Genomic DNA, 13,795 nt, shown 5'->3' with positions numbered 1-13,795 from the left:
CTTAGCGCACAGTCAGTAAGCTTTCAATATTTTCCAGAAGTGCCTCTTCTTGGAATGGTTTACCCATATATTGGTTTACACCGAGCGATAATGCACGTTCACGATGCTTCTCACCGGTACGTGATGTAATCATAATGATTGGTAGATCTCGGTGTATTTCATGGTGTCGTACCAGATTCGATACTTCAAAACCATCCATACGCGGCATCTCGATATCCAGCAACATCAGATCTGGCTTAATCGTCTCAAGTTGTTCGATTGCATCAACACCATCTTTCGCAGTGACAACATCGTAACCTTGACGTTCTAGCAAGCGTGATGTCACCTTACGTACCGTTACCGAGTCATCGACAATCATAATCAGGCGACGTTCATCATAACGCTGCTTGGTATAAGTCTCATCTGCTTGTTTACTGCGGGCAGTCGACTGTGCTTGTCGAGCAATGTTTTGACCATCCAGAATCAAACAGACTTGACCATCACCGAGAATCGTTGCACCCGCAATCACCCCAATACTTGAGAACTGTTGCCCCACAGGTTTTACAACAATTTGTCCTCGTGAACCAATCAGTTGGTCGACCAGCAAGGCTGTGGTTTGACCTTGAGCACCTTTAATCAACAGTACAGGTAGTGAATGAACTACACCACTCAAACGTGGAATTGGTTGCCCTGCAACGAACTCCGACAAATAACGTAAACGATAGCGTTCTTGGTCGATACTGAAGTAGTCTTCTTGGCTATCGAAGTACTGCTCTAATGCCATTGGCGAAATACGAACAATACGATCGATCTGTGCCAATGGGAAAGCAAATTGTTGATCGCCTGCTTTTACCATCAAGGCATCGCTTACCGCCACGGTGGTTGGAACGCGAATGGTAAAGGTCGTGCCTTTGCCTAAAGTTGAGTCGACACTGACATGACCGCCCAAGGTTTTAATATCACTTTGCACCACATCCAGACCGACACCACGTCCAGAAATCTGCGTCACTTGAGCTGCTGTACTAAAGCCAGGATGGAAGATAAATTGTAGAATTTCTTCCTGATCCAACTTCTGATCTTTGGTCATCAACCCCGTTTGTAAGGCTTTTTCTTTAATGCGGTTAACATCAATCCCTTTACCATCATCACTGAAGGTCACCACCACATCGGTACCCTGACGACCAATGTTCAGTACGATATGTCCAGTTTCTGGCTTTTGTGCCTGCAAACGTTGCTCACGATCTTCAATCCCGTGGTCAATCGCGTTACGTAACATATGTTCAAACGGAGCAACCAAACGCTCAAGAATACTGCGGTCTAATTCACCTTCGGTATTATTGACCACCAGCTCTGTAGGACGATTTAAGGTTGAAGCGGTTTGACGCACGATCCGCTGTAAACGCGGCAATAGCCGTGAGAATGGAACCAGACGTGTCCGCATTAAACTTTCTTGAATTTCGGCTTGGATACGAGACTGCTGTAATAACAAACCTTCGGTATCACGAATCTTTTCAGACAGCGTGGTTTTAAAGTCAACCAAGTCCGATGCAGATTCTGCCAATGATTTAGACAATTGGTTTAATGAAGAATATTGGTCCATTTCCAACGGGTCAAAGTCTGCATAACGCGAGTTCTCACCGCCATGACGCGCAATAATCTGACTTTCCAGCTCACCTTCCATTCGGCGTAACTGATCGGCCAAACGCTTGATCGCCAGCTCCATTTCCGTCAACGTACCGCCCAACTGACCTAAGTCCATCTCGATACGTGAACGGTTGATCGCATTTTCCCCTGACAGATCAATCATCTTCTCGATGACGTCAGCAGAGACACGGATCATTTCATTATTCTGTTCAATGCGTTCTGTGGTTTCCCACTCGCCTAACATTGACGGTGGCTCAGTACCATCGCCCTGAACAAACTCCATTGTATAGTCAGGGGTAAAGATATCTTTCGCAGAAAGCTTCTGTGGTAGTTGTGCAGAAACGTCCACAAACTCCATCTTCTCTAAACTTTGTTTTAAACCATCAAAGTTCGCATATTGGCGTTTAGATATTGCATCTTCAAGCCAAGCAAATGCAGTGTTAAGCAGATTGTCATACACATTCGAGTTGAAATGATGTACACCAAATTGCTCGAAAGCATTTTCTAGGTGGTAGGCAATAATGGCAATCGCATCCATTTCTGCCATACGCGCCCCACCTTTAAGACTGTGAGCGTTACGCTGTAACTGCAACAGTAAACTACGGTTACCACGTTGATCAAACCATTGTTTTAATAGGCCTTGGGCCTGCTCTATTAACTCTTCCGCTTCTTCCAGGAAGGTTTGCTCAACTAGAGAGCGAACATCGTCTTCAGCCGATGCCGTCTCTGTCTCAACGGTTTGAGCTGCTGAAGTATCTTCAAGTACTTCCTCGTCAACTTCAACGCTGCTGACTTGCTCTTCAAGCACTATCGGCTGTACTTCAATTTCAGCTTCGACGAACTCAAGTGCTTCCGTTTGAGTCTCGACTGTCTCAGTCTCAGCTGTTTCCAGTATGTCTACAGTCTCAAGCACAGGTTCGACAGTAGCTGAAACAACTGCTTGATCTGCCTGTTGAAGTAGCTGCACCACATGGGTTGATGGATAATCGGTTTGCTGATCACGAATGGTTTGGATACGATCTGCAATATCGTCTTGGACTAATCGAATAATCGCAATCAGTTGTGGCGTTGCCTGAATCTGCTGGTTAATCAGCTTTTCATAAATCGTTTCCAACTCATGTGCAATCAAACCAATATGACGCGCTTGAATCATATTTGAACCACCTTTGAGGGTGTGCAAATAACGCATCAAGTTCTTCAAAGCATTGATATTCTGATGATCACTAGTCCATGTATTGAGATCAGCATCAATCCCACCCATCAATTCATCAGCTTCTTCTAAGAAGATATCCAATAAGTCTGGATCAAAGTCTCGGTTTGCATCACTGGATTGTAACTGTTGCTTATCCAAGGCCAACTGTGCAGCGAATGCAGTGACATCTATCGTTGTAGATGCTGATGCTTCAAGTTGAACAGGTGCTGCAGAAACAATCGTTTCTGCTGCTACAGTATCGTCTTGGATGGATTCAAACTGATCTTCTACGTCTATGCTTTTCGATTCAGTTTCAGCCAGATCAGCAGCTGGCGCTGTTTGGGCTAAGTCGGCTAGAACAGTTAAAGTATGCGTTGAAGGATAATCAATTTTTTGATCACGAATGGTTTGAATTCGATCAGCAATATCATCTTGAACCGAGCGAATCACAGAAATCAGTTGTGGTGTTGCCTGAATCTGTTGGTTGATCAATTTTTCATAAATGGTTTCTAATTCATGCGCAATCAAACCAATATGACGCGCTTGAATCATATTCGAACCACCTTTTAAGGTGTGCAGATAGCGCATCAAATTTTTCAAGGCATTGATATTTTGATGGTCCGCAGTCCATGTATTCAGATCAGTATCAATCCCACCCAGTAATTCATCGGCTTCCTCAAGGAAGATATCCAATAAGTCAGGATCAAAGTCTCGATTCGCATCATCCGACTGTAACTGTTGCTTATCTAAAGCGAATTGGGCTGCTAGATCTGTGCTCGCAATAACAGGCGTAGCTGCCTGTTGTAATTCAACTGTACTCGTATCTTCAACCGTCAACGTCTCTTCAATGACAGGGGTTTCCAAAGACTCAACATTTTGTTGAGTGAATGAACTTAATTCATTTAAAACAAGTTCATGCGCTTTGCTTAAGGTAACACGCTGTCCTGCCGCCAAGGTATCAAACAGTTGGATAAACTGTTGATGTACTTGATGATAAAGCTCAAATGCATAATCAAGATTGAGTAGGCTTGGCTTAAAGAGAATATCTTGATAGCTAGAACGCAACTGACTGGTGTATTGATACATCCCAATGGTTGCATGATGATGGGTGTGCTGCAACAAGGTCTCTGCTTGCTGGCTGAGTAACTGAATATATTGAGGAAATTCCTGACGTGCGCGTTTTTCAAAATCAAACTCGACATCTAAGAGGTCATTAATATTCAGTTCGAGCAACTCAGAAACCAAGCCTTGTGGTCGTACAGTCGTTCCATTCTTTTCTTCTAATTGGAAGTCGTAACTATCCCACGCAACGTTGAAGGTTGCATAGATTTCATCAAATTTCTGCTGTGTACCTTGCTGTTTCAAGGTGTGTAAATAATCACGTACGAATTGAGCATAATGCGTGAGTAATGCGGTTTCATCTGAACTTGAATCCAGTTCTTCTTGTAATAATGTTTTAAACAGATTCTCAACTTTTGAGCTGGCCTCAAATACATGATCAACATGTGCCATGGCAGAGCTACCACGTAAGGTATGCAATGCTCTAATCAGTGTATTATAGTGATCATTGCTTGGACGTTCATTCACCAAGAATTGATCAATCGTAGCAAGATGTTCTTCTGCTTCTTCCAAGAAGATGGCCAAAGTTTCCTTCGCAAGAACCTCATCATCTGTATGAACTGTTGTCTCAGCAGCGAGGGATTCAACTGCAAGGCTATCAGGTACAGTTTCTTCAACGGCGTCTGCATCTGCCAATTCAAGACCTGTCAGTACATCGTCATGTGTCAGATCAGTAGCAAGCTTAAATAACTCGGCCAATGCTGGCTCAGGACTGTGCTGTTGTTGTAATTGTTGCCCCAATAAAACCAGTGGTCTGAAATCGATCAGATGACTTTGAACTGCTTTAAAATCATGAATCAGTTTAAAACGGTAAAGATTGAAAACTGCTTGTATATAGCTTTGGATATCAGTATTTAAGCTAATCGTACCTGCAATGACACGATTTAAGGTATCTTCAACCGTCCACGCCAACTCTCCAGACGACTTCGCCCCCACCATTCTTCCAGAGCCTTTCAGCGTATGAAAATGGCGACGAATGTCTGTAAGCACATCTTGCTGATGTGGTTGTTCCGTCCATTGAACTAATAATGGTTCTAACTCAACAAAGATCTCATCTAATTCTTCAATAAAAATTTCAAGAATCTCTGCATCTTGTTCAAGATAACTGTCTTCAGGAAGCGTCATCGTTTCAACTAACGTTTTTAATATTTGTTTCATAGCTGCTTCTTTCGTTTTTATCCACCAATCGTGGGTAAAAATTACGTATATCTATCACACAAGATGTAGTTCCATTTCGCCATCACCTTGTTGAGATATCCAACATCTCTAAAATAAATGGAAAGACAGACACCCCCATCTGCCTTCCCAATTCGGTTTAATCAGGTAACTTAAAGTCAGTTACTGATTCACGTAATGATTCAGCCATATTTGCCAACTCAGAAACTGAGCGTGCTGTATCAAACGTTGCTGTTGTGGTTTGTGAAGTAATTTCCTGCACGACATTCATCGTAGTGGCAATATGACTGGCAGAAGCAGACTGAAGTTTTGCTGCATCCGAAATGCTTGCAATCAGTTTCGCCAAGTCGCCCGATACCGTCTGAATCTCATCCAGTGCAATACCCGCATCTTTTGCCAAGTTCGCACCACGTACAACTTCCGACGTGGTTTGTTCCATTGAAATCACGGCTTCGTTGGTATCTGTTTGAATGGTTTTTACCAAGCTTTCGATCTGTTTGGTTGCTGATGCAGAACGTTCTGCAAGACGTTGTACCTCATCCGCTACGACCGCGAAACCACGACCCGCTTCACCTGCCATCGATGCTTGGATTGCAGCATTTAATGCCAAGATGTTCGTTTGGTCGGCAATATCGTTAATCAGCGAGACGATGTTACCAATCTCTTGAGAAGACTCACCCAAACGCTTAATACGTTTTGAAGTTTCCTGAATCTGTTCACGAATATGATCCATACCCTCAATCGAACGGTTTACAACTTGCGCACCATTGGTTGCAATTTGTACCGAACGTTGTGCTACGTCAGCAGACTCAGAAGCGTTGGCAGATACTTGGTCAATCGACAATGCCATTTCGTTCATCGCCGCAGATGCACCTGCAATTTCTTGCGCCTGATGTTCAGAAGCTTCTGCCAACTGGTTGGTAATGCTTTGCGTATCTTGGGTATAACGTGCAACTTCTTGAGATGTATCTGTAATTCGAGATACAAGGTCACGTAACTGGTCAATCGCGAAGTTAATCGAGTCCGCAATCGCACCCGTAAAATCTTCCGATACCGTTGCATACGAACGTAAGTCACCGTCCGCTAAGTCGGCAATCTCATCCAGTAAACGTAAAATCGCGTTCTGGTTACGGTCATATTCATCTTGTAAGCGTGTCACACGCTCTTTATCAGTATTACTACGTAACGCAAGTAATTGTAGTGCAGAGAATACCAGCAAGCCTAAAGCACCGATCAGTACGATACCAGCAATGACATTGCCCCAACCACCTTCTGCTTTATTCGACAAATCATTCAATGATGTCAAAAGTGCATCAGACTGAGAGAAAATTTGTGAAGATGCCTGACGTACGCGAACAATCTGGTTGGCGTTTTGCAATACGGTTGCTGCTGCAGATTTCAATACAGCGTCATAATCAGATTTGATACTATCTACCGATTCACGTAAAGCCGAAGAACTAATTCGGTCTACACCAAGCTCAGAGCTACCGTTTAATTGTGCATTCAGATAAACACCAAAGGTATCAATATCAGCACCAAAGTCGTTTGCTGACACGCTAGAGTTGTCTGTACCCACCAGCACCGAGTTGATCGAACGTAAAATACGTTCTGCAATGAACACCTGGTTTTTAGTGATAATTACCTGACTACTTGGCATGTTTTCACGAACCATCTGGTCGACCATCAAGTTGTATTCCGCCTGAATTTCAGGAATCGTTTCACTGATCGAGATGTTGGTATCGTAAAGTTGGTTAATGACTTTTTGTTGCGATGCAATCAGATCAATATTCTTTGCGACATTGTCCCAAAGTCCACTCACCTTTTTATATTCATCAGAGCCTTTACCGTAGACACTTTCAACAGTGTCTAAGTTTTCAGCAAACTGCTTTTCTGACTCGACCAATTTTTTCATTGCTTCTGGTGTACCAGATGCCGTTGCTTCAGTGGCTTGACGTGAAATCGTTTGCGATAACAAACGCAACTCACCCAAACTACGAGTCAATTGATTCGAACGCGGTACGCTGACGAATAAGTATATTAAGAGGATGACTGCAAGGGCCAACGCAATTAAAGCACGATAGATAATCGGTTTTGATTTTTCAGTCTCACCGAATAAGCGTGAAAACTGGTCAAGTTGTGTTCGAATATTATCTAAGAACACACCGCCTTTTTTCAGCCCTGCACTATCGCCATTGCCGTTCTTTTTTTTAAGTTTAAAGCCCATATCAGCTTCTCCCCAAATACGCGTTTATCTTCCGTAGCGTATTAAATTAGTTTATAAATTTTATTGATGCATTCATGTACTGAGGATTGTTTAACAAACGACTCAATAAAAATACATGCCATTGTTGATTATGTTGATGAAAATGACCTTGGCAATAATCTTTCAATTTATTATCCAACTCATTATTTTGGGAGAAAAAACTCTTCTTATTAAAGTGTTGAATCCCCAAAACCTGATCAACGACCAACCCCACATAATGGTCTTGATGGCTAATACAAATAACTTTTTGCGTCGGGGAAAACTGACTTCGTTGCCCTGAGATAAAATGTGTTAAATCAGAAACCGAAAGTAGTCGTCCACGAATATTGGCCAAACCGCGTACCCACGCCTGAGTATTTGGTACAGGTGTATATTTCGGAGGATAAATGACCTCCGAAATTTCCCCTAAAGGCGCAACAAAATATTGCCCCAACATCTCAAATGCAATACCAGACCAACGGCTGACTTCATTTTGAGTTGCAGTGTATTGCTTGTTACCTCGCTTGGATAAGCGAAGCAATTCGATAAATCCATTTGCTGCCATACCCTATCCCGTATTGAGAAGGCTCATCTTGAGCAAAAAATTAACTTAATAATTGTTTAATGACATCGATCAACTGCTGTTCATCAATCGGCTTGGTCAAATAATCACAAGCCCCTTGACGCTTACCCCATACACGGTCTGTAGCCTGATCTTTTGTACTAACGATCACAACAGGAATATGCTGTGTGTCTTTGCCTTTACTGATTTGGCGTGTCGCCTGAAAGCCATTCATCCCTGGCATGACCACATCCATCAGCACCAAGTCAGGAAGTTCTGCCTGCGCCATGGTCACCCCATCAGCACCATTGGTCGCTTCTATAACGTCATAACCGTGCTTCGTCAAAATTTCTCTAAAGCGAAATGTTTCAGTAGGTGAATCATCTACAATAAGTATACGAGCCATTTTTTCCTCAATCTTTAATTTTATGCGCTAACGTGGTTGCGAATCGCATTTAACAGCTCATCTTTACTAAACGGCTTGGTTAAATATTCATCCGACCCCACAACACGCCCTTTGGCCTGGTCAAACAAACCGTCTTTGCTTGACAACATAATCACTGGAATATTTTGATAATTTAGAGAATTTTTAATTAATGCACAGGTTTGATAACCGTCTAAACGAGGCATCATGATGTCTACAAAAACGATATCTGGATTGGCTTCTGCGATTTTTGATAATGCTTCAAAGCCATCAACAGCAGTAATGACCTCACAACCTTCACGTTGCAACAAGGTCTCAGCTGTACGACGAATCGTTTTTGAATCGTCAATCACCATCACCTTTAAATTTTGAAATTTATCTTCCATTTATTGTCCTGCCCCAATACTCAATACAAATTATGGTTGGTTTAATTTGTTTTATACACATTAGTTGATATTTTTAACATATCTTTACTTGCATTATCAATGAAGTTTTTTGAACCAATCTATCAGTTTCTCTAAACAATCCTAAACAGTTCACACTTTTAATTAAATTCCTATTTTTTTTGCTGGATAACTATTTTTAAATGTATAAATTAGCACTAATATACAACTGATTATTATTTAAAAATAAGTGATTTAATTAACTTTTTTACGGGGAATGTAATGACTGGTTCGTTAAAGTGCGGTTTCCGCATTCGTCACTTTACAACGATTACTCGTAGTTACATTTGTTGTTTTTTCCTATTGCTCTTTGTCAGCAGCTCATCCTTTGCCACGACTGAACAGTCTAAAGCAGTTTGGTATCGTTATTATGACAAAAACAGAGTTGCCAATGTCAGCACCTCTGTCACACCAGAACATATCCGCTATGGTTATGAAGCACTTGACCGCAATATGCAAGTGATCAAACGTAATCGACCTTACAATGCTGCCGTAGATGCCCAACAATCCTCTCAACGAGAATCGATTGCTCGTCGCCGCGAACAGGATCTGAAACTAAAACGTGCCTATGGCAGTCCGCAAATTGCTGCAGCGAAACGAGATCAGATTTTAGCCACCCTAAAAAAACAGCTGAATTACCAACAAGAACAATTACAACAGCTGCAGAAGGATAAAATTGGCTTTAAACGCCAAGAAATGGAATATCACCGTAAAGGCGAAATGCTGCCCGCACAGCTCAAAAGCAATCTGGAAAATAACGCCCAAAATATTGAAAATGTCAAAAAAACCGTTGAAAGCTTACGAAATGCCTATCACAAGACCGAAGTGGAATATACCGACATTATTAATCGTTTAAATGCGCTGAGTTCAACTTAAGCTCTCGATATTCAATAAATTGCATTCCCATCTCGACATTAATCTTTAAACAATTCCAATATTTACAGTCTTTGCGATACTTTATACTGCGCGAAATTGAATGATTCATGTCATAATGCCAATTGCTCAAAACTGAGCTCATTATTTTGCTCATTTTATAGCACTTTTTAAATAACACTTAACTTTAGGACAGTTTCCATGCGCGCAAGCCGCTTTTTATTTGCAACGTTAAGAGAAACCCCAAATGATGCTGAGGTCATTTCACACCAGCTCATGTTACGTGCGGGGATGATTCGTAAATTAGCTTCTGGCTTATACTCTTGGTTGCCCATGGGAACGCGTGTTTTAAAGAAAGTGGATGCCATTGTTCGCGAAGAAATGAACCGTTCTGGCGCATTAGAAGTGTTCATGCCTGTTACACAACCTGCTGCACTGTGGGAAGAATCTGGTCGTTTTGAACAATACGGCCCAGAGTTATTACGTTTTAAAGATCGTCATGACAATCCATTCGTGTTGGGTCCAACACATGAAGAAGTCATTACCGACCTCGCGCGTAATGAGCTGAAAAGCTATAAGCAATTACCATTGAATTTCTATCAAATTCAAACCAAATTCCGTGATGAAATTCGTCCACGTTTTGGTGTCATGCGCTCGCGTGAATTCATCATGAAAGATGCTTATTCTTTCCATGCTGATCAGGCCTCTTTGCAAGAAACTTATGACGTGATGTATGACACTTATAGTCGTATCTTCTCTCGTCTCGGTTTGGACTTCCGTCCAGTACAGGCAGATACAGGTTCAATTGGTGGTTCTGCATCGCATGAATTCCATGTACTTGCGTCAAGTGGTGAAGATGACATCGCCTTCTCAACTGAGTCTGACTTTGCCGCAAACGTTGAAATGGCAGAGGCACTTTTAGTCGGAGAGCGCGCTGCAGCGACTCAAGCATTGACCTTGGTGGATACACCAAACCAGAAAACCATCGCTGATGTGTGTCAGTTCTTAAATGCAGACGCAAAGCAATCCGTCAAAGCATTATTGGTACAAGGTCCAACCGATGAAAAAGGCCACACACCTGTTGTTGCCTTATTCTTACGTGGTGATCATGAACTGAATGATATTAAAGCTGAAAAGCATCCATTGATTGCATCACCGTTAACTTTCGCAACTGAAGAGCAATTGCAACATCACGGCTTAACTGCAGGTTTCTGTGGTCCTCAAGGCTTGGTTGAAAAAGGCTTAACCGTGATTGCAGATCGTGCTGCATCGGTCTTATCTGACTTTATCGCGGGTGCCAACGAAGTCGACAAGCATGCAACAGGTGTAAACTGGGATCGTGATGCGAAATTTACAGAAATCTTCGATCTGCGTAATGTGGTTGAAGGCGATCCATCTCCAGATGGTAAAGGTACGATTTTAATCAAACGTGGTATTGAAGTCGGTCATATTTTCCAACTGGGTACAAAGTATTCTGAAGCTTTGGGCTGTAAAGTTTTAGGTGAAGATGGCAAACCATTTACTGTCACTATGGGTTGCTATGGGATCGGGGTTACACGTGTGGTTGCAGCAGCAATCGAACAAAACTTTGATGACAAAGGCATTATCTGGCCACAAGCGATTGCTCCTTTTGAAGTTGCAATTGTACCAATGAATGCACATAAATCACCACGTACGCTTGAAGCTGCTGAAGCACTCTATGCTGAATTACAAGCACAGGGTTATGATGTATTACTCGATGATCGCAATGAGCGTCCGGGTGTGAAATTCTCTGATCTTGAGTTGATGGGTATTCCTCATCGTATTGTGATTGGTGAGAAAGGTTTGGATGCGGGTACTTTTGAATATAAAGGCCGTCGTGATGCTGAAGCCAGCAACCTGAATAAAGAAGAACTATTAGCTAAATTTATTCGCTAATTTAAATTTTGAAGCTAAAAAAGCCGTTTCAATGAAACGGCTTTTTTATTTGAAGATTAAACAGTGAGGTCTTTAATGGTTTCCGATGGCCCATTCTTTTTCACCGACTCAACCCCTTTCTCACGTGACTGCTCACTTGAATACAGCTGGCTGTTACCAATCACCTGATGGTTCGCAGCTTTTAAATTAAAATACGGCTTATCGTTTTTAGATGTTAATCGTTCATAACGGCCATCATCAGGACTATTTTTTTGTACTGATGCAATCCCGTTCAATGCAGCTGCTTTGGTTTTATATAATTCACTTGTTAAAACAGTCTCACTGTTTCCTGCTTTTAATACGAAGCGATATTGCCCATCACTCGCCTGACTCACTTCAAACCATCCTGACATAAAGACCTCTATTTTTTGAGTTACTATTGATTGTTATCTCATCCAATATAGATCAGCAATTGCCGTTTAAGAAGATTAAATTTTGTTCATTTTTGGTAATTTATGTAATGAATAAAAAGGAGCATTTTCATGCTCCCAAATAAAAATAAATTAAACTTTTTTTACAAATTCAGATTTTAATTTCATTGCACCCACACCATCAATTTTACAATCAATGTTATGGCCATCACTTGCATCAGGCACCAAACGGATACTTTTTACTTTCGTTCCGACTTTGACCACAGATGAAGAGCCTTTAATTTTTAAATCTTTGACAACCGTAACGCTATCTCCATCAGTCAAAACATTGCCGTTGGCATCTTTAATGATGTCTTGTAATTCTGAAGCTGCTGCTTCCCCTTCCTTCCATTCATGTGAACATTCAGGACAAATCAATAAGTCGCCATCTTGGTAAGTATATTCTGATTGGCATTGTGGGCAATGTGGAAAAGACATAAAAGAAACTCAAAACGACTATTATGATGGATAGACGCAGTTTTTCAAAATTTTAGGTTTGAATCGCTTTTCCGAGTAAATAATTTTGAAGTACCAAAGCATGATTAAGTTCAGGATCTTTGGCGGCATAAATCAGCGTCAATTGCTGTTGCTCTGCCATTTCTCGGAGCTGCTGTACATCAGGATTCTCTTTAAGCTCTTGATAATATCCCTCCTGAAAACTGAGCCAGTGTTCAGCCTTGTGGCAAAAGGCTTGTCGTAATTCTGTCGATGGTGCAATTTCCTTCAACCATAGATTTAAATGCGCACGCTCTTTAGAAATTCCTCTAGGCCACAAACGGTCAACCAATACACGCTGCCCGTCGTTTGGCTCTACAGGATCATAAATACGTTTAATCTGAACTTGCACGTGATTCTCCTACAGCTTATCCGTTCAACTTTCCATTGATATATCGATCACTTGCCCTTTTGCATCAAAACTCACGCAAATAACATAGTTAGTGATGTCATCTGGCAAGGTAAAATCCAGCATGTCATAACTGTCTATGTCCTCATCTTCCCATTGATGAGCAAGCACCAAAAATTCTAGCACCTGCACAGGTGTTGGTGTTGAGGTTGCAAAGTGTTTTTTCCAATATGCTGGCTCCACTTCCTCCAAATGGTGTTGAATAAACAATTCCACACTATCTTCGGCTTGTTGATTGTCCAAAGCTTCACGCATGGCGATACGCGCAAGTTGTTCACGGCGTTCAACAATCGCTTGTTCTGACATAGCATCCCCCGATGTAATGATCTTCCTAAACTCTGTAGTTAAGATTAAGTTGTTTGCGTTATTAATCTGGTATTTGTGCTTGTACCAACAAGCCCAATAAATAAAGTGATTCTTGCCAACCGAGATAACAGGCCTCAACAGGAATCGCATCAGGGATTCCCTCTTGTGTAATATGCACTTCGGTACCGACCAGCACTTGCTTCAATTGAATGGTGACCTGAATATCACCGGGTAAATTCGGATCGTCAAAGCGATCGGTATAACGCAGAAGTTCATTGGGTACCAGCTCAACATAGGTGCCACCAAAGGAATGTGAACTCCCCGTTGAGAAATTGGTAAATGACATTTTATAAGTCCCGCCCTGTTGTGGGTCTAAATGATGCACTTTTGCGGTAAATCCATGCGGTGGCAACCATTTAACCAATGCATCAGGATCAAGAAATGCCTGATAAACCCGTGCAGGTGGCGCATTAAATACGCGATGTAATCGGACTGTACCTGTCATTCTTATTCTCCAATATCACTATTATTCTGTTGGATCGATTCATCATAGCGATTTATTGTA

The 13,795-nt window shown here is 41.8% G+C and carries 12 protein-coding genes; 2 read left to right on the top strand and 10 right to left on the bottom strand.

The genetic code is table 11. The features are described from left to right. Nucleotide 1: 1 nt before the first annotated feature. From MMO42_RS10085 to pilG, 5 genes are all read right to left on the bottom strand, one after another. Nucleotides 2-5,092 carry an Hpt domain-containing protein gene (locus tag MMO42_RS10085; RefSeq protein WP_241320428.1) on the bottom strand — a complete coding sequence of 1,697 codons (5,091 nt, stop codon included), beginning with the start codon at nucleotides 5,090-5,092 and terminating at the stop codon, nucleotides 2-4. 157 nt (nucleotides 5,093-5,249) lie between these two features. Further along, nucleotides 5,250-7,334 (bottom strand): methyl-accepting chemotaxis protein, encoded by a 2,085-nt coding sequence (locus MMO42_RS10080; protein WP_005296573.1) that lies wholly within the window; start codon nucleotides 7,332-7,334, stop codon nucleotides 5,250-5,252. A 46-nt stretch (nucleotides 7,335-7,380) separates the two neighbouring features. Next, nucleotides 7,381-7,917: a chemotaxis protein CheW gene (locus MMO42_RS10075; protein ID WP_005150072.1), complete on the bottom strand. Its 537-nt coding sequence runs from the start codon at nucleotides 7,915-7,917 to the stop codon at nucleotides 7,381-7,383. A gap of 40 nt (nucleotides 7,918-7,957) precedes the next feature. Then, entirely contained in the window at nucleotides 7,958-8,320 is a 363-nt protein-coding gene (locus tag MMO42_RS10070; protein ID WP_004652355.1) for a response regulator, read from the bottom strand. A 20-nt stretch (nucleotides 8,321-8,340) separates the two neighbouring features. Next, nucleotides 8,341-8,724 (bottom strand): twitching motility response regulator PilG, encoded by a 384-nt coding sequence (pilG, locus tag MMO42_RS10065; protein WP_004652356.1) that lies wholly within the window; start codon nucleotides 8,722-8,724, stop codon nucleotides 8,341-8,343. 279 nt (nucleotides 8,725-9,003) lie between these two features. Here pilG and MMO42_RS10060 point away from each other — a divergent pair, with 279 nt between their 5' ends. Together MMO42_RS10060 and MMO42_RS10055 are read left to right on the top strand one after the other, a co-directional pair. Next, nucleotides 9,004-9,657, top strand: a complete 654-nt coding sequence (locus MMO42_RS10060) for a hypothetical protein (RefSeq protein ID WP_005296575.1) — start codon at nucleotides 9,004-9,006, stop codon at nucleotides 9,655-9,657. Between the two features lie 198 nt (nucleotides 9,658-9,855). Further along, nucleotides 9,856-11,571 carry a proline--tRNA ligase gene (locus MMO42_RS10055; protein ID WP_241320427.1) on the top strand — a complete coding sequence of 572 codons (1,716 nt, stop codon included), beginning with the start codon at nucleotides 9,856-9,858 and terminating at the stop codon, nucleotides 11,569-11,571. A gap of 56 nt (nucleotides 11,572-11,627) precedes the next feature. Here MMO42_RS10055 and MMO42_RS10050 read toward each other — a convergent pair whose 3' ends face one another. The 5 genes from MMO42_RS10050 to MMO42_RS10030 form a co-directional block, all read right to left on the bottom strand. Further along, a complete protein-coding gene (locus MMO42_RS10050) occupies nucleotides 11,628-11,963 on the bottom strand; it encodes a YegP family protein (RefSeq protein WP_241320426.1) in 336 nt (111 codons plus the stop codon). Nucleotides 11,964-12,113: 150 nt separating this feature from the next. After that, nucleotides 12,114-12,458, bottom strand: coding sequence for a zinc ribbon domain-containing protein YjdM (locus MMO42_RS10045; protein ID WP_241320425.1), 345 nt, complete (start codon nucleotides 12,456-12,458; stop codon nucleotides 12,114-12,116). A 52-nt stretch (nucleotides 12,459-12,510) separates the two neighbouring features. Next, nucleotides 12,511-12,867, bottom strand: coding sequence for a DUF488 domain-containing protein (locus MMO42_RS10040; protein WP_241320424.1), 357 nt, complete (start codon nucleotides 12,865-12,867; stop codon nucleotides 12,511-12,513). 24 nt (nucleotides 12,868-12,891) lie between these two features. Further along, nucleotides 12,892-13,230 (bottom strand): DUF2004 domain-containing protein, encoded by a 339-nt coding sequence (locus tag MMO42_RS10035; protein WP_241320423.1) that lies wholly within the window; start codon nucleotides 13,228-13,230, stop codon nucleotides 12,892-12,894. Between the two features lie 61 nt (nucleotides 13,231-13,291). Next, complete coding sequence (locus MMO42_RS10030) at nucleotides 13,292-13,741, bottom strand: SRPBCC family protein (RefSeq protein WP_241320541.1); 450 nt, start codon at nucleotides 13,739-13,741, stop codon at nucleotides 13,292-13,294. Nucleotides 13,742-13,795 lie beyond the last annotated feature (54 nt).

This window comes from Acinetobacter sp. ANC 3882, assembly GCF_022549545.1.
Classification (GTDB): domain Bacteria; phylum Pseudomonadota; class Gammaproteobacteria; order Pseudomonadales; family Moraxellaceae; genus Acinetobacter.
This window is presented reverse-complemented; position numbering and strand designations above follow the sequence as displayed.

Excerpts from the sequence above, each read along its gene's own strand:
- MMO42_RS10085 (WP_241320428.1), bottom strand. The coding sequence starts at position 5,092 with ATGAAACAAATATTAAAAACGTTAGTTGAAACGATGACGCTTCCTGAA.
- MMO42_RS10080 (WP_005296573.1), bottom strand. The coding sequence starts at position 7,334 with ATGGGCTTTAAACTTAAAAAAAAGAACGGCAATGGCGATAGTGCAGGG.
- MMO42_RS10075 (WP_005150072.1), bottom strand. The coding sequence starts at position 7,917 with ATGGCAGCAAATGGATTTATCGAATTGCTTCGCTTATCCAAGCGAGGT.
- MMO42_RS10070 (WP_004652355.1), bottom strand. The coding sequence starts at position 8,320 with ATGGCTCGTATACTTATTGTAGATGATTCACCTACTGAAACATTTCGC.
- pilG (WP_004652356.1), bottom strand. The coding sequence starts at position 8,724 with ATGGAAGATAAATTTCAAAATTTAAAGGTGATGGTGATTGACGATTCA.
- MMO42_RS10060 (WP_005296575.1), top strand. The coding sequence starts at position 9,004 with ATGACTGGTTCGTTAAAGTGCGGTTTCCGCATTCGTCACTTTACAACG.
- MMO42_RS10055 (WP_241320427.1), top strand. The coding sequence starts at position 9,856 with ATGCGCGCAAGCCGCTTTTTATTTGCAACGTTAAGAGAAACCCCAAAT.
- MMO42_RS10050 (WP_241320426.1), bottom strand. The coding sequence starts at position 11,963 with ATGTCAGGATGGTTTGAAGTGAGTCAGGCGAGTGATGGGCAATATCGC.
- MMO42_RS10045 (WP_241320425.1), bottom strand. The coding sequence starts at position 12,458 with ATGTCTTTTCCACATTGCCCACAATGCCAATCAGAATATACTTACCAA.
- MMO42_RS10035 (WP_241320423.1), bottom strand. The coding sequence starts at position 13,230 with ATGTCAGAACAAGCGATTGTTGAACGCCGTGAACAACTTGCGCGTATC.